A 20,547-nucleotide genomic window follows, 5' to 3' on the forward strand; every position below is an offset into this window, starting at 1 on the left:
TCAGACCCCGAGCACCGTGGCAGTGAGCTGCGAGAGCGGCTCGGCGAGGGCGTTCACCCGGTCGCTCAGCGCCTTCTTGTCGGCATCGGTGAGCTCGGCGTAGTTCACGAAGCCAGCGTCGAGCGAGCCGTACTTCGCGAGCTCGGCCTCGAGGGCGGCGAACTCCTCGTCGATGGTCGACGCGAGCTCGGCGCCCTCGTCGCCCTTCGACTCGGCGAGCGCGCGCACCGCGCCGAACGCGACGCCGGCGCCCTGCACGTTCGCGGCGAAGTCGGAGAGGTCGGTGCCCGACCACCAGTCCTCCTCGCCCGTGATCTTGCCCGCGGCGACCTCGTCGAGGAGGGCGATCGCGCCATTGGAGATCGCGTCGAGGGTGACCGCGACGTCGTCGGCCGTCACGAGCCCGTGGAGCTCGGTGACATCCGCGACGAGGCCGTCGGCGTACGCCTGCCGCTCGGCCGGCGTCGACGGCGCCCAGTCCGCCAGCGCGTCCTGGCCGTCGGAGTTCAGGGCGCCCGCGGCCGGCGGCCAGAGGTCCTTCTCGATGCGGTGGAAGCCGGTCCACTCGAGGCCGTCGGCGACGGCGTCGACCTCGCGGAAGTCGATCTTCGGGTCGAGGTCGCCGAAGGCCTCGGCGGTCGGCTCGATGCGCTCGTAGGGCACGCGGGTCGCGGCGAAGAGCGAACGGGCGGTCTCGTCGTCGCCCGCGGCGTAGGCCGCGGCGAACGCCTCGACGAGCGGCAGCAGCTCGGAGGCCTGCGAGCGCACGTAGGCGAGGTACTCGGTGACGGCCTGGTCGGCGAGCTCCTGCTCGCCGGCCGAGACGCCGGATGCCTCGCCGGTGACCGTGAACTCGGCGAGCCCGACCGGCGCCCCGACCTGCTGGAACTTGCACGCCGTGTAGTACGTGCCCGGTTCGAGCTGCGCGGTGAAGTCGACATTCTGGCCCGGGGTGACGTTCTCCTTCTCGCCGACGATGCGCAGCTGGTCCTCCGCGAGGATCTCGAACTCGTTCACGTCGCTGCCGTTGTTCGCGAGGGCGAAGGTCACGGCGCCGGCGGTCGCGGTGTCGACGGCGACGGCGCAGCCGTCGTCGGTGATGTCGACGCCGATCGCCGAGGCGAGGTCGGACTTGGCCACGCAGCCGGTGAGGGCGAGCGCGAGTGCGGTCGCGGCAGCGGAGGCCGCGAGGGCACGACGGGTCATGTGGACTCCTGGGTCGTGAGGGGTGGGGTGGTGGTCAGTGGGCGGGGGCGGACGCGGGGGTCGCGGTGCCCGGCGCCGCGGCGGGGGCGGCGGACGGGCGGGAGCGGCGCCGGAGCATCCGCAGGTACAGCGTCGTGGTGACGGCGACGTAGAGGACCCAGCCGACCACCTGCGCCCAGGTGGGCTCGGGGGTGAAGTTGAACATGCCGCCGAGCACGGTGTCGATCGGGCTGCCGGGCGGCACGAGGCCCGTCAGGCTGTACGCGTGGACGCCCCAGCCGGGGATGACCGAGGCCTCCTGCAGGTCGCCGATGCCGTACGAGAGCACGCCGGCGGCGACGAGGATGAGGAAGAGGCCCGTCCACGTGAAGAACACCGAGAGGTTGATGCGCACGAGGCCCTTCGAGATGCCCCACGAGATGGCGACGGCGGTGAGGATGCCGAGGACCGCGCCGAGCGTGCCGAGCACGGGGTCGCTGCCGCCCGAGACGTTCGCCCAGACGAAGAGTGCGGTCTCGATGCCCTCGCGGCCGACGCTGAGGGCGCCGAGCAGCACGATCGCGAACCACGAGCGGTCGACGGCGGCGTCGACCTGGCTGCGCAGCTCCTTCGAGAGACCGGCGCCGTGGGTGCCCATCCAGAAGATCATCCAGGTGACCATCGCGACCGCGATGAGCGAGAGCACTCCCCCGAGGAGCTCCTGCGCCTGGAAGGTGAGGGCGTACGGCCCCCAGGTGAGGAGGGCGCCGACGCCGAGCGAGACGGCCACGGCGAGCGCGATGCCGGCCCAGAGCCGGCCGTACAGGTCGCGGCGACCGATCTTGCCGAGGTACGCGATCAGGATGCCGACGATGAGACCTGCTTCGAGGCCCTCGCGGAGGCCGATCAGGTAGTTGGCGAGCACGCGTCTCCAGGGGTGGAAATGAGGTGGGGTTGAGCTAAGGCTAACCTAACCGCGGCGCGGAGCATACTTCAGTTTCCTTCCTCACGATCGCTCCCGACCCTCGAACCGTTCCAACCGCCGGACCGTTCCCGAAACGCGCACGACCACGTAGCGTTGAGAAGGTGCTGACTCCTCCCATGCCGAAGAAGCGACCGATCGAACGCGAGCACCACGGCGACGTCGTGGTCGACGACTACGAGTGGCTGCGCGACAAGGACGACCCCGAGGTGCTCGCGCACCTCCACGAGGAGAACGCCTTCACGAAGGCGCGCACCGAGCACCTCGCCATCCTGCAGGAGCAGATCTTCGAGGAGATCAAGCACCGCACGAAGGAGACCGACCTCTCGGTGCCCGCCCGCGAGGGCGACTGGTGGTACTACAGCCGCACCGTCGAGGGGCAGCAGTACGGCATCCACTGCCGGGTTCCCGCGAACGGCGCCGACGACTGGGAGCCGCCCGTCACCGACGAATCCGGCGCGCCGCTTTCAGGCGAGCAGATCCTCCTCGACGACAACGTCGAGGCCGAGGGGCACGAGTTCTACGCGCTCGGCAGCTTCGACCTCACCGCCGACGGGCGCACGCTGCTCTACGCCGTCGACACCGAGGGCGACGAGCGGTACACGATCCGCCTCCGGTCGCTGGACGACTCGGGCCGCGAGCTCACCGACGTGATCGAGGGCACCGCCGCGGGCGCGATCTTCGACCCGAGCGGCCGCTACCTCTTCTATGCGACGGTCGACGACGCGTGGCGCCCCGACACCATCTGGCGGCACGAGATCGGCACCGAGGCATCCGCCGATGTCGAGGTCTTCACCGAACCCGACGAACGCTTCTGGCTCGGCGTCGGGCTCACGCGCAGCCGCAAGTACCTCGTCATCGAGGCGGGCTCGAACATCACGAGCGAGACGCGCCTGCTGGATGCCACGGACCCGACCGGCACGTTCGAGATCGTGTGGCCCCGCAAGGACGGCGTCGAGTACGACGTCGAGCACGTCGTGGCAGGCGGCAAGGACCGCCTGCTCATCACCCACAACGACGGCGCCGTGAACTTCGAGCTCGTGTCGGTCGCGGCCGACGACCCGCAGGGACCGCGACGCATGCTGCTCGCGCACAACCCCGCCGTGCGCATCGAGGGCGTCGACGCGTTCCGCGACTTCGTCGCGCTCGAGTACCGCCGCGACGGGCTGCCGCGGGTCGCGGTCGCGAAGGTGCCCGCCGCCGGGCTGCCGGCCGGCGCGACCGTCGACGACACCCTGCACGAGCTCGCCTTCGACGAAGAGCTCTTCTCGGTCGGGCTCGGCGGCAATCCCGACTGGGAGCAGCCGACGCTGCGGCTCGGCTACACGAGCTTCGTCACCCCTTCGACCGTGCTCGACCTCGTCGTCGCGACCGGCGAACGCAAGCTGCGCAAGCGCCAGGCCGTCCTCGGCGACTACGACTCGACCCGCTACGCGCAGCGACGCGAGTGGGCGGTCGCCGACGACGGCACCCGCATCCCGATCTCGCTCGTCTACCGGCACGACCTCGTCGACCTCGGGGTACCCGCACCGACCCTGCTCTACGGCTACGGCGCGTACGAGCACTCGATCGATCCCGGCTTCGGGATCCCCCGGCTGTCGCTGCTCGACCGGGGCATGGTGTTCGCCGTCGCCCATGTGCGCGGCGGCGGCGAGATGGGCCGCCTCTGGTACGAGCACGGCAAGAAGCTCGAGAAGCGCAACACCTTCACCGATTTCGCGGCCGCGGCCCGGCACCTCATCGATCAGGACATCACGGCACCCGACCGGCTCGTCGCGCAGGGCGGCAGCGCCGGCGGCCTCCTCATCGGCGCCGTGGCGAACCTCGCCCCGCGGTACTTCTCCGGGTTCCTCGCCGAGGTGCCGTTCGTCGACCCGCTGACCTCGATCCTCGACCCCTCGCTGCCCCTCACCGTCATCGAGTGGGACGAGTGGGGCAACCCCCTCGACGACGAGGAGGTGTACGCCTACATGAAGTCGTACTCCCCTCTCGAGAACGTGCACGACGGCGCCCACGGCGGCCGGCACTACCCGCCGATCCTCGCGGTCACCTCGCTCAACGACACCCGCGTGCTCTACGTCGAGCCCGCGAAATGGGTCGCGCGCCTGCGCGAGGTCGGAGCCGACGCGCTGCTGAAGATCGAGATGGCGGCCGGGCACGGCGGCGTCTCGGGCCGGTACGCGGCCTGGCGCGAGCGCGCATTCGCGTACGCGTGGATCATCGACGCGGCACGGGCGCACCCGAGCGGGGAGTAGCGGCGGCCGAGCCGCGCCGAGCCGAGCGGCAGCGGCAGCGGCAGCGGGCTCAGCGCGGTACGTCGTAGGTGATGTGCGTCACGAGGTCGGTCTGCAGCACGTCGATCGGCGTGAGCTCGAGGTCGAGGCCCTCGAACAGGCGCTCGCCCGAGCCGAGGCTGATCGGCGAGACGCTCACGATGATGCGGTCGATGAGGCCGGCTGCGAGGTACTGCCGCACGGTGCTCGCGCCGCCCGCGACCGAGATGCGGCTCGTCTCGCCGACGGCGGCGCGCGCCTGCGCCAGGGCGTCGTGGATGCCGGTCGTCACGAAGTGGAACGTCGTGCCGCCCTCCATCTCGATGGGCTCGCGGGCATGGTGCGTGAGCACGAAGACGGGGCCGTGGTACGGCGGCTCGTCGCCCCACCAGCCCTTCCAGTCGTCGTCGGGCCACTCGCCGCGGATCGGTCCGAACATGTTGCGGCCCATGATGTAGGCGCGCGGCGCGAGGATCTGCTCCACGATCGGCTGCGCCCGGTCAGGCTGCTCGAACATCCACCGGTGCACCGCCATGCCGCCCTCGCCGAGCGGGTCGTCGAGCGTCTGGTTCGGGCCCGCGACGAAGCCGTCGAGCGAGAGGGAGAGGTTGGCCGTGACGAGGCCGTCGTCGAACGTCATGCGGTGCACCCTACGCCGCGGCGCCGACACTCGCCACGGTTCGCAGCGCCCCATGCGCGCGCATCGATTCCGCGCTGAGCGAGCACTGTTCCGGATGTCACGGGCCGCTGCGAGACTGACGAAATGTCTCTTCTCACCGAACTGAGCGAGCAACTCCCAGGCCGGGCCTTCGGTCCCGGCGCATCCGAATACGACACCGGCCGCACCGTCTTCGCGGGCGCCGGCGAGCCCGAGGCCGTCGTGCGGCCGCACACCGTCGACGAGGTCGCGACCGCGGTGGCGCGGGCCGCAGCCGACGGTCTCTCGATCGCGGTCCGCAGCGGCGGTCACGGCCTCCTCCCCGTCGACGACGGGCTCGTCATCGACCTGGCCGAGTTCGACACGATCGAGGTCGACGACGCCGGCCTCGTCACCCTCGGGCCCGCCGCCCACTGGGGCGACGTCGCGGCCGCACTCGCGCCGCGCGGCCTCGGCATCAGCTCAGGCGACACCCGCCAGGTCGGCGTCGGCGGCCTGCTGCTCGGCGGCGGCATCGGCTGGCTCGTGCGCACCCACGGCCTCACCATCGACGCGCTGCGCGAGGTCGAGCTCGTCAACGCGGCCGGCGAGGTCCTCACCGTGAACGCCGAGTCGCACCCCGAGCTGTTCTGGGCTCTGCGCGGCGGCGGCGGCAACTTCGGCGTCGTCACGCGCTTCACCGTGCAGGCGAGCCCCGTCGACGGGCTCGCCGGCGGGTCGATCCACTTCGACCGCAGCGACGTGGCGACCGTGCTGCGCGCGTGGCGCGAGGTCATGCGCGCGGGTGGCGACGAGCTGAACTCGTCGATCATGCTCATGCCCCCGATGGGGCCCGAGATGCCCGGCGGCCCGCAGGTCGGCGTCGCCCTCCACGGCACCGAGGGCGAACTGCGCGAGCTGCTCGCACCGCTGCTCGCCCTCCCGTCGGTCACCGAGGTCGACCTCGCGCCGATCGCCTACGGCGACCTGCTCGAGGACGCCCCGCCCGGCCGGCCGCCGTTCCAGTTCGTCGGCGGCAACGGCTTCGCACCCGAGGTCACCGACGAGCTGCTCGAAGCGGTCTCGGCGGCGTACGCGCGCGACGTGCCGACCATGGTGCTGCTGCGTGCGCTCGGCGGCGCGTTCTCGCGGGTCGAGGCCGATGCGACGGCGATCGCCCACCGAGATGCCGAAGCCCTGGTCCTCGTCAACGGCGTGCTGCCGACCGACGCCGAGCCCGAACTCGTCGCGGCCGTGAAGGCCGGCAGCGACGTGGCGCTCGCGTTCACGACCGGCCCCTACGGCGGCTTCGAGGCGAACCGCAGCCCAGAGATCACGGCGTCGATGTACCCGCCGGCGACGCTCGAACGGCTGCGTCGCGTGAAGGCCGAGGTCGATCCCGGCAACTCGTTCCGGCGCAACCACAACATCACGCCCGCTTGACGCTCCGCCGGCTGGGGGCGTGAGAGCGCCCTCAGTCGAGCGGCGGATCCTCGTGCAGATCGGCGTCGGCCTCGGTCACGGCCCACCGCGTGAACCGCACCGCGAGGTCGACCCGCAACGGCGCGCAGATCATCGGCCCCGCCTGCGCCGGGCCCGCGGTGAACGGCGCGACCCGCAGGGTGCGCCAGCCGCTCGATGCGGTGCGGGCGCGCAGGGTGACGGCGTCGCCCGCCTCACCGCCGCGGCTCGCACGGATCGTGACGAGCTCGCCGGCCCACTCGGGCACCGGTGCCATCGACCAGTCGCTGACGCCGTTCGTGACGACGGCGCCGAGGTGCAGCACCCCGTCGGAGACCTCGAGACCCGCCTTCACCCACTGCTCCCCGCCCGCGAAGAGCAGGATTCCGGCCTGGTCGTACAGGCCGGTCAGCGAGGAGGCGTCGAAGGTCACCTCGACGGCGGTGCCGGCGGCCCAGTCGGCGAGCAGGCCGTGGCCGTCGTCGTGCACGAAGCCGTAGTGGGTGGTGCGCCAGTAGTCGCTGCCCTCGGCCGCGGTGACGACGATCGCGTCGCCGTCGCCCACGATCGCCGCGGGCTCCCGCGTCCAGCGGCCAGCGTTCCACTCCAGTGCGCGTGCAGTCATGGCCTCACGCTAGCGCGGCAGCGCGGGAGCGCCCACCGCAACCCCGACGACCGCCGCCGTGATGAACACCCAGTCGTTGATGATGTGCGCGCCCGCCGCGACCCAGAGGTTCTTCGTGCGGATGTACGCGAGCGTGAACGCGATGCGCGCCGAGCCGATGATGAGGAACGACTGCGCGAAGTTCCAGTCGTAGGTCGGCAGGTGCGCTGCCCCGAACCACAGCGCCGACGCGAGCCAGGCGAGCAGCACCGCGGCCCGGCGGGAGAGCCCCGCCTTCGCGAAGAGGAGGTACAGCACCGCGAGGAAGGGCAGCAGCGTGAACACCTCCTCGCCGACGAGCTGGATGCCGCTGCCGAGGTAGAGGGCGACCGTATCGAGCAGCCCACCGTCACCGGCCGCCGCGACCGTGGTGTTCGCGCTCACCGGGAAGAGCAGTGCCACGATCGCGCCCACCGTGAACGTGACCGCGATGTTCAGCAGGGCGAACAGCACCATGGCGAGCACGTCGCGCACCCCGACGCGGCGGAAGACCGCCGCCCAGTGGCGGCCGGCGACGAGCGCGAGCGCGATCAGCGGGATCGCGATGAACAGGGTGCGGGGCACGACGGCGATGAGGTTGTCGGGCTGCGGGAACCAGGTCAGCACGACGAGCCCCACGAGACACGACGCCCAGACCGCGACCCAGCGCCACGGCGAGATCTCGAGCGGGACGCCGTCGTAGAACGGGAAGTCGACGCCGTCGCGCCGCTCGATCGCGCGACCGAAGCGGTCGCGCTCGGTGAGGGGGCGGATCCGCCCCCGCTCGGTGAACCCCACGGACATCACTCGGCCCCCCGCCGTCAGCCCACGAACCCCCGGAACGGGTCGTTCGCCTCGGCCCGCCGCTCGCGTTCGCGCTCGGCGGCCCGCAGGTCTGCATCGAGGTCGAGCAGGAGACCTGCGAGCCGGGTCTCGCGCTCGGCCTCATAGGTCTCGTCGACCTCGATCTCGGGCCAGCCGCCGCCCCACTCGCGGGCGAGGCGCGCGTCGATCGCGCCGGCCACGTCGTCCCACGCCTCGGTGCGGGCGCGCTCGGCGAAGGCGGCGAGGTACTCGGGGTCGCTGCGGCGGGTCCACAACTCTTTCGCGACCGCGGCGTAGACCTGTTCGCGACGGCGGAGGTTCGCGGCGTCGGCGCGCCGGTAGTCGTGCTCGTTCGAGGCGCGACCCTCGCGCTTGGCGGCGGTCGCGCGGTCTTCCGCGGTGCGTTCGGCGACCTCGTCGGCCTCCTGCACGAGTTCGTAGAGGACCTCGCGCGCGGCGGCCGCGGCGCGCTCGGCGTCGAAGGGCTCGTCGCTCCGGAGGGCGTGCATGACGAAGCGGTTGCGGAGCGCCATACGGCCGGCGGCCTCAGCGACGAGGAGGCCTTCGGCGAGCATCTCGTCGAAGGTCGGCGGGGTGACCTCGGGCAGGGCGCTGCGGTCGAACGGCTTGAACCGCTTCGCTCGCTTCTTGCGCCAGAACGGCATGCTCCCACCCCGTGAACGTCGATGTCCGACGCCGTTCGGCGTCGGAGAAAAAGCCTATCGCGGGCGGCTGACGCGCGGCCCGTTCCGACCGTGTCGCCGGTCGGGCGTAGCATCCGGACATGCCTGCAGACCCGCCGCACGCCGCACCGCGCTGCGGGCTCGTCGACTCCGACGGGCGCGCCTGCGCGAAGCCAGCCCAGCCGGGCGCACCGCTGGCGCTCTGCGCGGGGCACCTGCTGCTCGCCCACGACTGGGTCGAGCGCGAGGTCGGGCAGACCGACCTGCTGCCCGGGCCGTGCCCGGCCTGCGGCTCGCGGGTGGGCGTGCGCTACCCGAGCGGGTGGTTGTGCGCCGCGTGCGAGTGGCGCTACGGCGAGCTGCCCGATCGCTCGCTCGACGACGACCCGGTCGAGGTCGTCTACTACCTGCGCTACCGCGAGCAGGTGAAGATTGGCACCTCGGCGAATCCGCGGCGCCGCATCGCGAGCCTGCCGCACGACGAGGTGCTCGCGTTCGAGCAGGGCGGTCGCCTGCTCGAACGCGCCCGGCACGAGCAGTTCGCCGCGTTCCGCGGCGCGGGCACCGAGTGGTTCGAGGTGCACGACGCGCTGCTCGAGCACATCGCGCGCCTGGCCGAGGGGGTGGATGACCCGTGGTCGCAGTACGCCCGCTGGGTGAGCCGGCGGCTGGCCGGGCCCGGGTCGCGCTGAGGCTCTGCACGTCGTTCCCAGCCTCGCGTCAGTAGCGTTTCAGGGTGGAAACCGCGAACCTCGACTCGATCGCCCAGTGGGCCGTCTCCCTGATGGAGTGGCTCGGCGCCCCAGGCGCAGGCCTCGCCATCGCCGCCGAGAACCTGTTCCCGCCGTTGCCGAGCGAGATCATCCTGCCGATGGCGGGCTTCACGGCGAGCCAGGGCAGCTTCGGCCTCGTCGAGGTGCTGATCTGGACGACGCTCGGCTCGATCGTCGGCGCGCTCGCGCTGTACGGACTCGGCGCGTGGCTCGGGCGCGCGCGACTGATCCGCATCGTGGACCGCATGCCGCTCGTCAACGTGGCCGATGTCGAACGCGCAGAGGCGTGGTTCGCGAAGCACGGCGACAAGGCGATCTTCTTCGGCCGCATGATCCCGCTGTTCCGCAGTCTCATCTCGGTCCCTGCGGGCATCGAGCGGGTGCCGCTCCTGCGGTTCACCCTGCTGACGGCCGCCGGCAGCGCGATCTGGAACACGATCTTCGTCGTCGCGGGCTACCTCCTCGGCGAGAACTGGCACATCGTCGAGCAGTACGCCGACGTGTTCAAGTGGGTCGTCATCGTCGTGGGCGCCGTCGCGGTGGGCTGGTTCCTCATCGTCCGCGTCCGCCGGATCATGCGCGATCGCGCGGCGCGAGCCGCGGCATCCGAGGCCGCCGGCTCCCCCGAGGCCCTCGACGCGGCCCCCTCCGACGTGGCAAGATAGTTAGGGTACGAACCAATAGCCCACTCGGAGACGGCGGACCCATGACGGTGCTGAGCGACGAACTCGAAGGCGACGCCGTCGACGTCCTCGCCCTCGAGAACCAGGTCTGCTTCGCCCTCGCCGTCGCGGCCCGCGGAGTCATCGGCCTCTACCGGCCCATCCTCGAACCGCTCGGCCTCACCCACCCGCAGTACCTCGTGATGCTCGCGCTCTGGCAGCGCAGCCCGCGCACGGTGCGCGACCTCGGCGAGGCCCTCCAGCTCGAACCCGCGACGCTGTCACCGCTGCTCAAGCGGCTCGAGGCGCAGGGCTACCTCACGCGCGAGCGCAACGAACGCGACGAACGCGCCCTCGACATCGCGCTGACCCCCGCGGGCGTCGCACTGCGCGAGCAGGCGCTGTCGATCCCGCCGCAGGTCGTCGACCGGCTCGGCATGAGCCTCGACGAGCTCGGCTCGCTGCGCGACCGCCTCACCGAGGTCATCTCGGCGGTGCAGCACAACGGCTGAACGCGCTCACCCCTCCGCGGGCGGGGTGAATCCCTCGAGCTCGGCGTCGGGGTGCACGTACTTCACGACGAGACTGCAGTCCTTGCCGGCGTAGCCCTCCGCCATGAGCCGTTCGAACTGCTCGAGCGCGATGCGCGCGGCGGGCATGTCGAGTCCCGCCGGTTCGGAGGCGGCGAGCGCGAACCCCAGGTCCTTCTGGGCGAGCGCGACGCTGAAGGTCGCGTCGAAATTGCGGTTCGCGGGGCTCGTCGGCACGACCCCGGGCACCGGGTACCAGGTGCGCAGCGGCCACGACTCCCCCGACGAAACGGATGCCACGTCGAAGAACTTCTTCGCGTCGAGCCCGAGCGAGGCGGCGAGCTGCGCCCCCTCCGAGACGCCGAGGAGCGAGACAAACAGCATGAGGTTGTTCGCGAGCTTCGCCGCGATCCCCATCGTCGGGCCGCCGAGATCGAACACGTGGCCGGCCATGGGTTCGACGATCGCGCGCGCCCGCTCGACGTCGGCAGGGGCGCCGCCGAGCATGAACGTCAGGCTGCCCGCTTCGGCGCCCGCGATCCCGCCCGAGACGGGCGAGTCGACGAACGCGAAACCGCGATCGGCGGATGCCTCGTGGCAGAACGTCGAGGTCTCGACATCCACGGTCGACGTGTCGAGCAGGAGCGCCGTCGTCGGGGCCGTCGCCCACACGCCGCCGTCTCCGCCGTACACCTCGCGCACGTGCTCGTTGCGGGGCAGGCTCGTGATCACGGCGTCGGCGCCGGCGACCGCCTCGGCGATCGAGCCGACCACCTCGATGCCGCGTTCCGCTGCGGCCGCCCGGGCCTCGGGCACGGGGTCGACCCCGCGAACCGTGTGGCCGGCGGCCACGAGTCGCGCCGCCATGGGGGCGCCCATGTGCCCCAAACCGATCCAGGCGATGCTCGCCATGCTGTGACCTCCGACCTCGTCGACGTGAAGCACTCGCTCACACCATACGCGCGGCAGCGGCCGCACTTCGAGGGGTCAGCGACTCGGCGACAGCAGCACGTCCTCGAGCGAGCCGAGGAGTCGCGGCCCCGCGGCGATCGCCGTCGGGGGCAGCACGTCGGCGGCGACGAGCTCGGGCATGTCGAGGCCGGTTGCGAGCGCGACCTCGCCGACGGGCACCTGGAAGGTGCGGAACGGCCCGAGCGGCGGCACCGCCGCCCCGCCCGAGCCGGCGCCGGCCCCGCGCAGCTCGCTCGTGTCGACGAGCGGCGACTGGTCGAGCACGAACGCGGTCGTGGCGAGCGCGGCGCCCGCGTTCCACGCGACGACCTTCCAGAAGCGGAGCGGCACGCGGATGCCGCGGTACTCGGGGTCGGCGTCACCCAGCACGGGTGCGGTGAACACGCTGAGCCGTTGCGCCGTCGTCTCGGCGTAGGCGAGCACGTGGTCTTCGAGGCCGAGCCACAGCGCTTTCGACTGGTTGAACCCCGCAGCCTGGGGGGCCGCGTTCGTGTAGTGGAAGGTGTCGGCGTTCGCCCGCGCGGCGACGGCCGGCGCGCCCCACACCGGGTCGCGGCGGCGCACGAGGTGCCCGCGGTCGAGGTCGTTGCGGGCGTACACCTCGGGCCCGGCCTGCCAGTCGGCGGGCACGCGTTCGTCGAGCCGCCACTCGTCGCCGCCGCGCGCGAGGTCGATGAGGTATGCGCCGTCGACGTTCACCCCGGTCACCCGGGCGAATCGGCGCACCGGGTCGAGCAGCACCGAGAAGTGCACGTACGCGAGGTCGACGCACTCGGATGCCCCGGCGTCGGCCCTCACTCGCGGCATCGCCGCCGTCACTCCGAGGAACTGCGCGTCGAATGCCATGCGCACAGCACACCACACCCCACCGACGCGGATGCCCCGCATCGGCCGGGAGAGGGCCAGAATGGGCGAATGGACCTGCTGCTGGCCGGCGTGCTCGCGCTCCTCGCCATCGCCGCCGCGACCGCGATCGGCCCGAAGCTCGGGGTCGCGGCCCCGCTGCTGCTCGTCGTCGCGGGCCTGCTCGTGAGCCTGCTGCCGTCGGTGCCGCCCATCGAGATCGACCCCGAGTGGATCATCGCCGGCGTCCTCCCGCCGTTGCTGTACTCGGCGGCGGTGTCGATGCCGGCCATGGAGTTCCGCCGCGACTTCGGCGCCATCGGCGGCCTCTCGGTCGTGCTCGTCGTGCTGAGCTCGGTGCTGCTCGGGCTGCTGTTCCACTGGATCATCCCCGGGGTCGACCTCGCGCTCGGCATCGCCCTCGGCGCGATCGTCAGCCCGACCGACGCCGTCGCGACCTCGATCGTGAAGCGGCTCGGCGTCTCGCCGCGGGTCGTCGCGATGCTCGAGGGCGAGAGCCTGCTCAACGACGCGACCGCGCTCGTGCTGCTGCGCTCCGCGATCGCCGGCGTCGCGGCATCCGTCACGATCTGGGGCGTGACCGCCACCTTCATCTACTCGGTCGCCGTGGCGGGCGCGATCGGCGCGGTCGTCGGCTGGGTGAGCCTGCGGGTGCGCGCCCGCATCTCGAACCCGACGGTGGCGACCGTGGTCTCGTTCACGATGCCGTTCCTCGCCTCGATCCCTGCCGAACTGCTCGGCGCCTCGGGGCTCGTCGCCGCCGTCGTCGCCGGGCTCATCACGGGGCGCGGTGCGGCGAAGTTCCTGAGCCCGCGCCACCGGCTCTCCGACGTGGCGAACTGGCGCACGGTCGAGCTCGTGCTCGAGGGGGCCGTGTTCCTCGTGATGGGCCTCGAGCTCACGGCGCTCATCGACGACGTCGAGCGGGGGCACTCCGGCACCTGGAGCGCGGTCGGCATCGCGGCGATCGCGCTCGTCGCGGTCACCCTCATCCGGGCGGCGTACGTGGCGCCGCTCATCCGCACGCTCGGGCGGCGCGCGCAGCGCGGTGCGCAGGTGAAGGAGCGGCTGCAGTCGCTGCCCACCGACACCGCCGCGCTCGCCCTCCGCGCCGGGCGCGCGCCCGACCACGCCAGGTCGGCACGGTTCCGCACGATGCTCCGCCGCCGCGTCGCCGACATCGACTACTTCGTCGACGAGTCGCTCGACTGGCGCGACGGCACGATCATCGTGTGGGCGGGCATGCGCGGCGTCGTCACCCTCGTCGCCGCGCAGACCCTGCCCGCCGACACCCCGAACCGGTCGATGCTCGTCTTCATCGCGTTCCTCGTCGCGGTCACGTCGCTCCTCGTGCAGGGCAGCACCCTCCCCTGGCTCGTGCGCTGGCTGATCCCCGCGCGCGACCCGGGCGCGGGCGCCGCCGAACGGCGCGAGCTCCGCGAGCTCCTGCGGGCGGCCGCGATGCACGAGCTCGCCGAGTCGGGCGATGCCCAGTCGCGCCTGATCGCGGAGCGCATGCGCGCCGCCTGGCAGATCTCAAACGACGAGGGCGCCGGTGAGACGGATGCCACGGACGAGTCCGACGCCGTCGCCGCGGGCGTCGACGGCGAGACGCGGAGCAGCCGCCCCGAGGCATCCGAGCGCCGAGTCGACCCCGAGACGGTGCGCCGCCTGCGGCTGCGCATGATCGAGGCCGAGCGCGCCGCCCTCCTCGACGCGCGCGACGAGGGGCGCTTCAGCGCAGCCGCCCTGGGTGCCGCCCTCGAAGACCTCGACGCCGAGCAGATCAGCGTCGAACTCAAGGGCCGCGACGGCGCCTGAACGGATCCCGCCGACCCGCGTCATGATCGGCCCCGGCGCGCATCTCTCATGCAGAGCCATCTGTTCTGCGTCAGGAAGGGGAAGCGCCATGGCCCGCCATCTCGAATTCGTGTTCGGCCCGCTCGGCGAGGAGACCCGCCTGGCGTGCGTCTGCCCGCGCGAGTCGAACCACCTGCGCCCGAACTCGACGAGCCGCCGCATCGCCGACGAGTTCGAGGCGCCGGTCGTCACCGCGCTGCCGCCCCGGTCCGAGCGGGTGCGCGCCCGCAGCCGCGCCCAGCACCGCGCTGCGGATCGCACGCACGACCGCATGCGCGCCACGTTCGCCCAGCCGGCACGCGCGCGTCGCGCCGCCTGACGGCTCGAGGGAACCCGCGCGAAACTCTCGCGCACGAAACCGTCGCGAGCGTATCGTGTGACCAAGCCGGAGGTCGCAGACGTGACGAGTCCGTCACCGTGACCGCCCTGGTGGAGGGGGAGCACGATGACGACGCAGCACACGCCCGACCACATCCCGGAGCACGACCCGGCCGACGACTTCGAGAACTATCGGGAGCGTGTCGGCGACGAGATGCTCGCCGTGCAGGACTTCTCGAACGAGGAGCACGGCTACCACAAGACGCTCAAGGCTCGGCAGATCCAGATGATCGCGATCGGCGGCGCGATCGGCACGGGCCTGTTCATGGGCGCGGGCGGGCGTCTGAACAGTTCGGGTCCTTCGCTGCTGATCGTCTACGCCGTGTGCGGGTTCTTCGCGTTCCTCATCCTGCGGGCGCTCGGCGAACTGGTGCTGCACCGCCCGAGTTCGGGTTCGTTCGTCTCGTACGCCCGCGAGTTCTACGGCGAGAAGATGGCGTACACCGCGGGTTGGCTGTACTTCCTGAACTGGGCGTTCACCTCCATCGTGGATGTCACGGCTGCGGCCCTGTACGTGAAGTTCTGGGCCCAGTACTGGCCGCCGCTGCAGGCCGTCCCGCAGTGGGTGATCGCCCTCATCGCCCTCGTCGTGGTGCTGTCGCTGAACCTCGTCTCGGTGAAGATGTTCGGCGAGATGGAGTTCTGGTTCGCCCTCATCAAGGTCGCCGCCCTCGTGCTGTTCCTCGTCTTCGGCATCGTGTTCATCGTGTTCGGCGGGCAGACCGACGTCGGCCCGACCGGGTTCTCGGTGATCGCGGACAACGGCGGCTGGTTCCCGATGGGCGCGGTCGCGCCGATCCTCGCGATCTCGGGCGTCGTGTTCGCGTACGCGGCGATCGAGCTCGTCGGCACGGCGGCCGGTGAGACGGCCGAGCCTCGCAAGGTCATGCCGAAGGCGGTCAACACGGTGGTCCTCCGCATCGCCGTCTTCTACCTCGGCTCGATCCTGCTGCTCTCGCTGCTGCTGCCGTACACGGTGTACGAGGCGGGCGAGTCGCCGTTCGTGACGTTCTTCTCGCACCTCGGCTCGGAGGAGGCGGCCGCGGTCTCGGCCTCGGTCATGAACTTCGTGGTGCTGACGGCCGCGCTCTCGTCGCTCAACGCCGGCCTGTACTCGACGGGTCGCATCCTCCGCTCGATGGCGGTGAACGGTTCTGCGCCGCGCTTCACCGAACGGATGAGCGGCTCCGGTGTGCCCTACGGCGGGATCCTGCTCACCGCGGTCATCACCCTCCTCGGCGTCGGGCTCAACGCGATCGTGCCGTCGCAGGCGTTCGAGATCGTGCTCGAGGTCGCGGCGATCGGCATCATCGGCGGTTGGGCGACGATCATCCTCTGTCAGATGCAGCTCGCCCGGTGGGCGAAACAGGGTCGGATCGAGCGGCCCTCGTTCAGGCTGTGGGGTGCTCCCTACACGGGATACCTCACGCTCGTGTTCCTCGCGTTCGTGCTCGTCACCATGGCGTTCTCGGAGACGGGCCGCTGGGTGCTGCTCTGCAGCCTGGCGCTGCCGCCGTTGCTCGTCATCGGCTGGTTCGCGTTCCGCGGGCGCATCGCCGCGGCCGCGAAGGAACGCGAGGGGCACACGGGCGCGTTCCCCGTGGTGGCCGAACGCCCCGCGGTCGACAACCCGCCCCGCTTCGGCAGCCGGAACGACGACGAGTAGGCACTGCAGACGCCCGGGCGCCGGAGGCGCCCGGCTCGCTCAGCCGTGCGCCGGCGCGGCGAAGACGTTGAGGACGATCACGCCGGCGACGATGAGCCCGATGCCGAAGAGCTTCGCCACGGTCAGGCTCTCGCCGAAGAACAGCACGCCGATCGCGACGATCGCCGCAGTGCCGACGCCCGACCAGATCGCGTAGACGATGCCGATCTCGAGCTCGCGCACGGCCTGCGCCAGGAACGCGAAGGAGACGGCGTAGGCGCCGAGCACCCCGATCGTCCACCAGAGCTTCGTGAAGCCCTCGGTCTTGCCGATGAAGCTGGTCGCCGCGACCTCGAAGGCGATCGCGAGCGAGAGGAAGAGCCAGGCCATGGGAAGAAGTCTGGCAGGGGTCTCGACCCGCTTCGCTACTCGACCGCCGAAGGGCCGTGCAGCGTCGCGAGGATGCCCGCCGTCACCTCGTCGCGCGAACGCTCGGGCTCGAAGACGAGCCATTCGAGCCCGGCGAGGAGCACCGCCCCGAACACGCTCGACGCCATGATGCCTGCGCGGCCCTCCGGGACATCCGTCTCGTCGATCGCGGACTCGAACACCGCGAGCGCCTCGTGCCGGAGCGCGAACAGCGTCTCCTGCCAGGCCCGGTCGGTGCGGAAGATCTCGGACGCCATGAGCTTCGCGAGCGAGGCGTTCGCCGCGATGCGGTCGAGCAGCACCCGCACGAGCGCCTCGATCGCGGGCCAGCCGCGCAGTTCGCCCTTCGCCGCCCGGAGGGAGTCGGCGAGCGCGCCGACCCCCTCCTGCAGCATGGCTTCGAACAGCTGGTCCTTCGAGCTGAAGTTGTAGTAGAGGCTGCCCTTCGCGACCCCGGCGAGCTCGGCGACCTCGTCCATCGTCGTGCCGGTGATGCCCTTCGTCGCCGCCAGCTCGAGCGCGGCGTCGAGGATGGCGCGCTTCGTGGTGTTCGCGCGGGCCATGATCACTCCTCGGGTCGGAAGGTCGGAAGGTCGGACAGTCGCTCGCTCAGATGGCGAGCTCGGGGTGCAGGCGGCTGACGCTCCACATCCGCTGCTTGCCGGCGCTCCACGCGCTGATGGCGAGCGAGCCGACGAGGATGCCGACCATCACGAGCACCGAAAGCCACAGTCTAGAGTCCACGCCCCCGGTGATGAGCTCGCGCAGACCGCTGACCACGTAGGAGGCGGGCATGAACGGGTGCAGCGCCTGGAAGAACTCGGGCGTCGTCTCGACGGGGTAGGTGCCGCCCGACGAGCTCAGCTGCAGCATGAGCAGCACGAGGCTGACGACGCGGCCCGCGGCCGTGCCGAGCACGATGATGAACATCTGCTGCAGCGCGAGGAACGCGAGCGTCACCAGGTAGATGAACGCACTCGTCGCGAGCCAGTACTCGGGTTCGAGGCCGATGCCGTAGACGAGCACGAGCACCATGATCACGACCTGGCCGAGGCCGATCGCCATGGCCGGGAGGAACCCGGTCATCACGGCGCGGAGGCCCGTCGCCGAGGCGGCGAGCGCCCGGGTGGGCAGGGCGCGGAGGATGAGCCACATGATGAGCCCGCCGACGAAGGTCGCGAGGGCGATGAAGAAGGGGGCGAAGCCCTCGCCGAAGCTCGTCGCCTCGTTCTTCGCGCTCTCGTCGAGCTGCACCGGGGCCGACATGACCTCGGCCTTCGCGTCGATGTCGGCGTCGCTCATCGAGGGCGCCAGTTCGGCGCCCTCGTCGAGCTTGTCGGCCAGGGTGCGGCTGCCGTCGGTGAGCTTGCCGGTGCCGTCGGCGAGGGCGGTGCCGCCCGCGGCGAGCTGCGAGGTGCCGTCGACGAGGTCGCCGGTGCCGCTGCTGAGCTGGGCGGCGCCGGCCGCAAGGGTCGAAGCGCCTGCTGCCGCGTCGCCCGACTTTCCGGCGAGGGTCGCGGCACCGGCCGCGAGGGTCGATGCGCCGGATGCCGCATCCCCCGACTTCTGGGCGAGGGTGGTCGCGCCGCCGCTCACCTGGGCTGCGCCCGCGGCGAGTTCGGCGGCCTTGGGGGCGCCGGCGTTGAGACCGGCGGCGAGCTCGTCGACCTTGCCGGCGAACGCGGTCGAGTTCGCGGCGTAGCCCTGCACCTTCGGCAGCGCGGCCTGGGCGCCGTCGTTCAGCGCCACGGCGCCGCTCTCGATCTGCTGCAGCGAGGCCAGGTAGGCGCTCGCGGGCACCTCGGGGTGGGCCTCCATCGCGGCGACGAGCTTCGCGAGCGAGTCGGAGAGCTCGGCGCTGCCGCCCGCGAGGGTCGCGGTCTCGGCGGCGAGCTGATCGGCTCCGGTGGCGAGCAGGTGCGAACCCTGGGCGAGCTGCGTCGAGCCGGATGCCGCGCCGCGGATGCTGCCCGAGAGTTCGCCCGCTCCTGCGGCGACGCGGCTCGCGCCGCTCGAGAGGTCGCCGGCTCCGGCGCTGAGCTGGCCGAGGCCGTTCGCGAGGGTCGCGGTGCCGTTCGAGAGCGTGCCTGCACCTGCGGCGAGCTGGTCGAGCCCGTCGGCGAGGGTGCCGGAGCCGTCGGCGAGGCGGATCGCCCCGGCGTCGAGTGCGCCCGCACCGGTGGTGAGGTCGCCGAGCCCGACGACGAGCTTGCCCGCTCCGTCGTTCGCGGTCGCGACGCCGTCGGCGAGGGTGCCCGCGCCGTCGGCGGCCTGGCGGACGCCGTCACCGGCTTCGCCGATCGCGACGAGCATGGTGTCGGCGGTCTGCTTGCTCACCTGTTCGGCGACGGTGTCGCGCAGCTGCACCATGGCCTGCTTGCCCATGGTCGAGGCGAGGAAGCTGTTCGCGTCGTTGTACTCGACCTCGACGGTCGCGGGCGTCGGCTCGTCGTCGGCGACCGAGACGGCATTCGCGGAGAAGTCCTTCGGGATGGTGACGGAGAAGTAGTAGTCGCCGTCCTGCACGCCGGTCGAGGCATCCGCCGCGTCGGTGAGCTGCCAGCCGAGGTCGCCGCGGTCGGTGAGTTCCTCGACGAGGTCGTCGCCGGCGTTGAGCCGCTCGCCCGAGATCGAGGTGCCCGCGTCCTCGTTCACGAGTGCGACGGGCAGGTTCTTGAGCTCCTGGTCGGGTGCCCAGAACGCCCAGAGGTAGAGGGCGCCGTAGATGAGCGGGATGAAGAGCAGCACGACGAGCGCGATCTTGGGCAGCACGCCCTTGCGGAATCGGCGCAGCTCGGTGCCGGAGGAGAGGAAGGCGAACATCAGGCGTGCTCCAGGATGAGGTCGGTGGCGAGCGTGTCGCCCTGCGATGAGGAATCGGATGCCTCGCCCGGCGCCGCAGTGAGGTCGACGATGTGCGGGGCGAGGCCGAGTTCGGCCCAGAGCTCGAGGTCGGGGGCGGCCGCCGAGGCGACGACGGCGGTGCCCGCGCGGGTGATGGCGTCGAGCCGGTGCCAGAGCGTGCGGCGCGCTTCGGGCGACTGCAGCTGTTCGATCTGGTCGAAGAAGAGGGCCTCGGGTTCGCTCATCATCGCGAGGGCGATGCGGAGGAGGACGGTCTGCACCTCGTCGAGGTCCCAGATGAGGGTGTCGACGTCGGGCAGGGGCACCTCCCCGAAGACGGGGCCGAGGACGCGGCGCAGCTCGGCCTCGTCGGTGCGGCGGATGAACGCCCACCACGGCGAGAGCCACGCGGCGCGCTCGCGGATCGCGGCGCCCACGGTGACCGACTCCTCGAGGGTGTCGATGCCCTGGAAGCCGGCGATCGCGGTGGCGCGCTGGACCGGCCGTGCCCGGCGGGGCAGATCGTAGCCGAGGGTCTCGAGGTGGCCGCTCGAGGGCTTCATGCGCCCGGCGAGGGTGAGCAGGAGGCTCGTGCGACCGCTGCCGGCGGGGCCGGCGACGACGGTGAGGCCGGAGTCGGCGACGAGCGAGACGGGCCCGTAGACGGGGCCGCGCTTGGAGTGGAGGGCGAGTTCATGCGCCCGCACGATGATCGGCACGTTGCATCCTTCGTTTTGTACTGACCAGTCAGTTTAGATCGGTGGATGGCATCTCGCAAGCAGCCCCACTCCCCTGCTTGCGTGCATCGCGCGCTGAGCGCATGTTTCATGCGCAAGGATGCCTCAGGCGCACGAATCGCGCGAGAATCCGTGACAGCCTGCCGAAAGTTTGCGAAGTCGCG

Annotated in this window: 20 protein-coding genes; 8 read left to right on the forward strand and 12 right to left on the reverse strand. The window is 71.7% G+C overall.

Going from position 1 to position 20,547, the window contains the following annotated elements:
• Together efeO and efeU are read right to left on the reverse strand one after the other, a co-directional pair.
• On the reverse strand, nucleotides 1-1,206 hold the full coding sequence (gene efeO / locus ACFVTX_RS09725; protein WP_386899508.1) for an iron uptake system protein EfeO: 1,206 nt from the start codon (nucleotides 1,204-1,206) through the stop codon (nucleotides 1-3).
• Between the two features lie 34 nt (nucleotides 1,207-1,240).
• Complete coding sequence (efeU, locus tag ACFVTX_RS09730; RefSeq protein ID WP_386899510.1) at nucleotides 1,241-2,110, reverse strand: iron uptake transporter permease EfeU; 870 nt, start codon at nucleotides 2,108-2,110, stop codon at nucleotides 1,241-1,243.
• 176 nt (nucleotides 2,111-2,286) lie between these two features.
• Between efeU and ACFVTX_RS09735 the strand changes: the two genes are divergently transcribed.
• Complete coding sequence (locus ACFVTX_RS09735) at nucleotides 2,287-4,422, forward strand: S9 family peptidase (RefSeq protein WP_386899512.1); 2,136 nt, start codon at nucleotides 2,287-2,289, stop codon at nucleotides 4,420-4,422.
• Between the two features lie 49 nt (nucleotides 4,423-4,471).
• On the opposite strand, the gene ACFVTX_RS09740 is transcribed toward ACFVTX_RS09735, so the two are convergent.
• Nucleotides 4,472-5,080, reverse strand: a complete 609-nt coding sequence (locus ACFVTX_RS09740) for a dihydrofolate reductase family protein (protein WP_386899514.1) — start codon at nucleotides 5,078-5,080, stop codon at nucleotides 4,472-4,474.
• Between the two features lie 123 nt (nucleotides 5,081-5,203).
• Between ACFVTX_RS09740 and ACFVTX_RS09745 the strand changes: the two genes are divergently transcribed.
• The gene (locus ACFVTX_RS09745; RefSeq protein ID WP_386899516.1) at nucleotides 5,204-6,520 is read left to right on the forward strand and encodes an FAD-binding oxidoreductase; all 1,317 of its coding nucleotides are present in this window, start codon (nucleotides 5,204-5,206) and stop codon (nucleotides 6,518-6,520) included.
• A 31-nt stretch (nucleotides 6,521-6,551) separates the two neighbouring features.
• Here ACFVTX_RS09745 and ACFVTX_RS09750 read toward each other — a convergent pair whose 3' ends face one another.
• Genes ACFVTX_RS09750 through ACFVTX_RS09760 form a run of 3 tightly spaced genes read right to left on the reverse strand, consistent with a single transcriptional unit; the run spans nucleotide 6,552 to nucleotide 8,671 of the window.
• Nucleotides 6,552-7,163: a DUF1349 domain-containing protein gene (locus ACFVTX_RS09750; protein WP_386899518.1), complete on the reverse strand. Its 612-nt coding sequence runs from the start codon at nucleotides 7,161-7,163 to the stop codon at nucleotides 6,552-6,554.
• 9 nt (nucleotides 7,164-7,172) lie between these two features.
• Complete coding sequence (locus tag ACFVTX_RS09755; RefSeq protein WP_386899520.1) at nucleotides 7,173-7,979, reverse strand: type II CAAX prenyl endopeptidase Rce1 family protein; 807 nt, start codon at nucleotides 7,977-7,979, stop codon at nucleotides 7,173-7,175.
• Between the two features lie 23 nt (nucleotides 7,980-8,002).
• Nucleotides 8,003-8,671, reverse strand: coding sequence for a hypothetical protein (locus ACFVTX_RS09760; protein ID WP_386899522.1), 669 nt, complete (start codon nucleotides 8,669-8,671; stop codon nucleotides 8,003-8,005).
• A gap of 119 nt (nucleotides 8,672-8,790) precedes the next feature.
• On the opposite strand from ACFVTX_RS09760, the gene ACFVTX_RS09765 reads away from it, so the two are divergent.
• The 3 genes from ACFVTX_RS09765 to ACFVTX_RS09775 all read left to right on the forward strand — a co-directional run bounded on the left by ACFVTX_RS09765 (nucleotide 8,791) and on the right by ACFVTX_RS09775 (nucleotide 10,636).
• Nucleotides 8,791-9,381 carry a GIY-YIG nuclease family protein gene (locus ACFVTX_RS09765; protein ID WP_386899523.1) on the forward strand — a complete coding sequence of 197 codons (591 nt, stop codon included), beginning with the start codon at nucleotides 8,791-8,793 and terminating at the stop codon, nucleotides 9,379-9,381.
• 92 nt (nucleotides 9,382-9,473) lie between these two features.
• Nucleotides 9,474-10,127: a DedA family protein gene (locus tag ACFVTX_RS09770; RefSeq protein WP_386900370.1), complete on the forward strand. Its 654-nt coding sequence runs from the start codon at nucleotides 9,474-9,476 to the stop codon at nucleotides 10,125-10,127.
• A 41-nt stretch (nucleotides 10,128-10,168) separates the two neighbouring features.
• A complete protein-coding gene (locus tag ACFVTX_RS09775; protein ID WP_386899525.1) occupies nucleotides 10,169-10,636 on the forward strand; it encodes a MarR family winged helix-turn-helix transcriptional regulator in 468 nt (155 codons plus the stop codon).
• Between the two features lie 6 nt (nucleotides 10,637-10,642).
• On the opposite strand, the gene ACFVTX_RS09780 is transcribed toward ACFVTX_RS09775, so the two are convergent.
• Complete coding sequence (locus tag ACFVTX_RS09780; protein WP_386899527.1) at nucleotides 10,643-11,566, reverse strand: NAD(P)-dependent oxidoreductase; 924 nt, start codon at nucleotides 11,564-11,566, stop codon at nucleotides 10,643-10,645.
• Between the two features lie 75 nt (nucleotides 11,567-11,641).
• Nucleotides 11,642-12,472 carry a DNA/RNA non-specific endonuclease gene (locus ACFVTX_RS09785; protein ID WP_386899529.1) on the reverse strand — a complete coding sequence of 277 codons (831 nt, stop codon included), beginning with the start codon at nucleotides 12,470-12,472 and terminating at the stop codon, nucleotides 11,642-11,644.
• Between the two features lie 69 nt (nucleotides 12,473-12,541).
• Between ACFVTX_RS09785 and ACFVTX_RS09790 the strand changes: the two genes are divergently transcribed.
• The 3 genes from ACFVTX_RS09790 to ACFVTX_RS09800 all read left to right on the forward strand — a co-directional run bounded on the left by ACFVTX_RS09790 (nucleotide 12,542) and on the right by ACFVTX_RS09800 (nucleotide 16,394).
• On the forward strand, nucleotides 12,542-14,311 hold the full coding sequence (locus tag ACFVTX_RS09790; protein ID WP_386899531.1) for a cation:proton antiporter: 1,770 nt from the start codon (nucleotides 12,542-12,544) through the stop codon (nucleotides 14,309-14,311).
• 88 nt (nucleotides 14,312-14,399) lie between these two features.
• Nucleotides 14,400-14,669, forward strand: a complete 270-nt coding sequence (locus ACFVTX_RS09795; RefSeq protein WP_386899533.1) for a hypothetical protein — start codon at nucleotides 14,400-14,402, stop codon at nucleotides 14,667-14,669.
• Nucleotides 14,670-14,882: 213 nt separating this feature from the next.
• Nucleotides 14,883-16,394, forward strand: a complete 1,512-nt coding sequence (locus ACFVTX_RS09800) for an amino acid permease (RefSeq protein ID WP_386900372.1) — start codon at nucleotides 14,883-14,885, stop codon at nucleotides 16,392-16,394.
• A gap of 39 nt (nucleotides 16,395-16,433) precedes the next feature.
• On the opposite strand, the gene ACFVTX_RS09805 is transcribed toward ACFVTX_RS09800, so the two are convergent.
• The 4 genes from ACFVTX_RS09805 to ACFVTX_RS09820 are packed head-to-tail and all read right to left on the reverse strand — an operon-like array spanning nucleotide 16,434 to nucleotide 20,365.
• Nucleotides 16,434-16,763, reverse strand: a complete 330-nt coding sequence (locus ACFVTX_RS09805) for a DMT family transporter (protein ID WP_386899535.1) — start codon at nucleotides 16,761-16,763, stop codon at nucleotides 16,434-16,436.
• 35 nt (nucleotides 16,764-16,798) lie between these two features.
• Nucleotides 16,799-17,365 (reverse strand): TetR/AcrR family transcriptional regulator, encoded by a 567-nt coding sequence (locus ACFVTX_RS09810; RefSeq protein ID WP_386899537.1) that lies wholly within the window; start codon nucleotides 17,363-17,365, stop codon nucleotides 16,799-16,801.
• Between the two features lie 46 nt (nucleotides 17,366-17,411).
• Entirely contained in the window at nucleotides 17,412-19,625 is a 2,214-nt protein-coding gene (locus ACFVTX_RS09815; protein ID WP_386899539.1) for a YhgE/Pip family protein, read from the reverse strand.
• Nucleotides 19,625-20,365, reverse strand: coding sequence for an ATP-binding cassette domain-containing protein (locus ACFVTX_RS09820; RefSeq protein ID WP_386899541.1), 741 nt, complete (start codon nucleotides 20,363-20,365; stop codon nucleotides 19,625-19,627). The genes ACFVTX_RS09815 and ACFVTX_RS09820 overlap by 1 nt, the downstream gene beginning before the upstream one ends.
• Nucleotides 20,366-20,547: the final 182 nt, after the last annotated feature.

It is taken from the genome of Agromyces sp. NPDC058136 (assembly GCF_042884375.1).
Lineage (GTDB): Bacteria > Actinomycetota > Actinomycetes > Actinomycetales > Microbacteriaceae > Agromyces.

What these genes read in the sequence shown, in the direction of transcription:
- efeO (WP_386899508.1), bottom strand. Translation starts at nt 1,206, where the DNA reads ATGACCCGTCGTGCCCTCGCGGCCTCCGCTGCCGCGACCGCACTCGCG.
- ACFVTX_RS09735 (WP_386899512.1), top strand. Translation starts at nt 2,287, where the DNA reads ATGCCGAAGAAGCGACCGATCGAACGCGAGCACCACGGCGACGTCGTG.
- ACFVTX_RS09740 (WP_386899514.1), bottom strand. Translation starts at nt 5,080, where the DNA reads ATGACGTTCGACGACGGCCTCGTCACGGCCAACCTCTCCCTCTCGCTC.
- ACFVTX_RS09745 (WP_386899516.1), top strand. Translation starts at nt 5,204, where the DNA reads ATGTCTCTTCTCACCGAACTGAGCGAGCAACTCCCAGGCCGGGCCTTC.
- ACFVTX_RS09750 (WP_386899518.1), bottom strand. Translation starts at nt 7,163, where the DNA reads ATGACTGCACGCGCACTGGAGTGGAACGCTGGCCGCTGGACGCGGGAG.
- ACFVTX_RS09760 (WP_386899522.1), bottom strand. Translation starts at nt 8,671, where the DNA reads ATGCCGTTCTGGCGCAAGAAGCGAGCGAAGCGGTTCAAGCCGTTCGAC.
- ACFVTX_RS09765 (WP_386899523.1), top strand. Translation starts at nt 8,791, where the DNA reads ATGCCTGCAGACCCGCCGCACGCCGCACCGCGCTGCGGGCTCGTCGAC.
- ACFVTX_RS09770 (WP_386900370.1), top strand. Translation starts at nt 9,474, where the DNA reads ATGGAGTGGCTCGGCGCCCCAGGCGCAGGCCTCGCCATCGCCGCCGAG.
- ACFVTX_RS09775 (WP_386899525.1), top strand. Translation starts at nt 10,169, where the DNA reads ATGACGGTGCTGAGCGACGAACTCGAAGGCGACGCCGTCGACGTCCTC.
- ACFVTX_RS09780 (WP_386899527.1), bottom strand. Translation starts at nt 11,566, where the DNA reads ATGGCGAGCATCGCCTGGATCGGTTTGGGGCACATGGGCGCCCCCATG.
- ACFVTX_RS09785 (WP_386899529.1), bottom strand. Translation starts at nt 12,472, where the DNA reads ATGGCATTCGACGCGCAGTTCCTCGGAGTGACGGCGGCGATGCCGCGA.
- ACFVTX_RS09790 (WP_386899531.1), top strand. Translation starts at nt 12,542, where the DNA reads ATGGACCTGCTGCTGGCCGGCGTGCTCGCGCTCCTCGCCATCGCCGCC.
- ACFVTX_RS09795 (WP_386899533.1), top strand. Translation starts at nt 14,400, where the DNA reads ATGGCCCGCCATCTCGAATTCGTGTTCGGCCCGCTCGGCGAGGAGACC.
- ACFVTX_RS09800 (WP_386900372.1), top strand. Translation starts at nt 14,883, where the DNA reads ATGCTCGCCGTGCAGGACTTCTCGAACGAGGAGCACGGCTACCACAAG.
- ACFVTX_RS09805 (WP_386899535.1), bottom strand. Translation starts at nt 16,763, where the DNA reads ATGGCCTGGCTCTTCCTCTCGCTCGCGATCGCCTTCGAGGTCGCGGCG.
- ACFVTX_RS09810 (WP_386899537.1), bottom strand. Translation starts at nt 17,365, where the DNA reads ATGGCCCGCGCGAACACCACGAAGCGCGCCATCCTCGACGCCGCGCTC.
- ACFVTX_RS09815 (WP_386899539.1), bottom strand. Translation starts at nt 19,625, where the DNA reads ATGTTCGCCTTCCTCTCCTCCGGCACCGAGCTGCGCCGATTCCGCAAG.